Annotated in this window: 1 protein-coding gene; it reads right to left on the bottom strand. The window is 46.9% G+C overall.

The genetic code is table 11. The features are described from left to right. A partial coding sequence (locus tag FYJ59_RS14570) for a DUF3849 domain-containing protein (protein ID WP_154498919.1) occupies positions 1-1,652 on the bottom strand: 1,652 nt, incomplete at both ends.

Below are 1,652 nucleotides of genomic sequence, written 5' to 3'. Positions count from 1 at the left end.
GGCATAAGGCTCAATAGCTTTTGCCCACTCCTTATTCTCCGGAGAAAACCGTCCATCCTGCCTTTTGTGCATGACAGAATTGGCAAGCACATAACTTACTCGTTCAGAGCCATATTCCTGAATGACTGCTTCCGCTGTATCCTTTGGCAGACGATACCCGTCAAACTTTTCAGCGATTGCTTTTTCAATGGCATTCTTGCAGGCTACCTTGGTTTCATGCTCCATCTTTGCCTGTGCCTGCTCCAAAGCCTTCTGCTCCTGCTCCACTCTGTACTGTGCATAGGCTTCTTTTCCTTCCGTAGATAAATACTTATCTTCTTCAATGAGCTTACGGATACGCTTTTCCACAACCTTCCAGGACAACAGCACTTCTGCGTATGGTTTTCCGATATTTCCCTTTTTCAGCTTTATTCCTTTTGCATCATGATCCTCATAGCTATGGTCAGCTCCGGCAAGTGCATGGCTACTGCCGCCTGTTCCATATTCATTCTTTAAGAAATTAGCTGCTTCTTTGCTGTCATGCCCTTCCTTGAAATAATCATATATGCGGAAAGGCCCCTGAGAAAAACCGCTCCCCTTGCCAAGCCTGTGGTCAATCTCATCCTGCGTGATAAAATCCTCGTGCTTAATTTCCACATGTTCAGCAGCCGGAAATGTCAGCTTGTCTACCAGAAGGTTGTCGAGTTCGGCACGAAGCTCCTCTTTGGGCATAACAGAACGGAAACGCAGTCTTTTTTCTCCGGTCTCAAGCTGATGCAGGGCATGATCCATGTGGGCAGCTATCCTCTCTACCTCTTCCGGTGTAGAAAGAAGTTCCACCAGTCTTGCATGGGCATCCGGGTAATTGCCCGCCTTTAATTCCAATTCTTCCGGCATTTCTCCCATACCATCACGGAAAAAGAAAAATAAATGGTTTGCAATCCTGCCACGCTCCACCTCATCCACAAGATAAGCTTCATTTGCACCCATATAGGTGCCATTCTCTACCTGCCTGCGGATATTCTGCTCAATATCTTTCCATTCCATCGTAAGTATGGGGTGCTCCGTTGCTGATGTACCGTATCCAACACGCATACCGCCTTCATCAAACCATACGGCTATCTGCTTTCCGTCAAACTCAAAGCCTTTTCCGGTGGTTCCATACTCTTTTTTCAGAAAGGCAGTCATTTCCTCCGGTGTCTTTCTCTGTTGGTACTTGGCATAAATACGCTTGCGGCTGTCATCCCTGCCCCCGCCGCTTCTTAAAATATCATCAATCTGTTGCTCCGGCAGTACAAAACCTGCCGGCATAACACTTTTTTCTTCTGCCTGCTTCATGGCAATGTTGCCGACCTGCTCCGAAAACATGGTAAAAAGGTCAAGCTGTTTGAACATACCGTCTGTATCAATCTGCTCTGCCACTTCCCCCGGAAGTAAATAGACACCATCCTCGATATAAGAATTGACCCAGTATCTTGCATCTTCCCATGACAACCTGCTCTCTGCTTCACGGGTCAGATAATTGCCTTTCCACATGGTAAGCCCGTCCTCATCAGCTCGATACCCGGCTCTTACATCCCCAATATACAGCTCTGTAAATTCCTCCATACGGAAAGAATTTTTCAGATACTCCGTCTGCAAAACCGCATCCTGCTCTGACTGGAAATATCCTG

It is taken from the genome of Waltera intestinalis (assembly GCF_009695995.1).
In the GTDB taxonomy this organism is placed as follows: domain Bacteria; phylum Bacillota; class Clostridia; order Lachnospirales; family Lachnospiraceae; genus Acetatifactor; species Acetatifactor intestinalis.
This window is presented reverse-complemented; position numbering and strand designations above follow the sequence as displayed.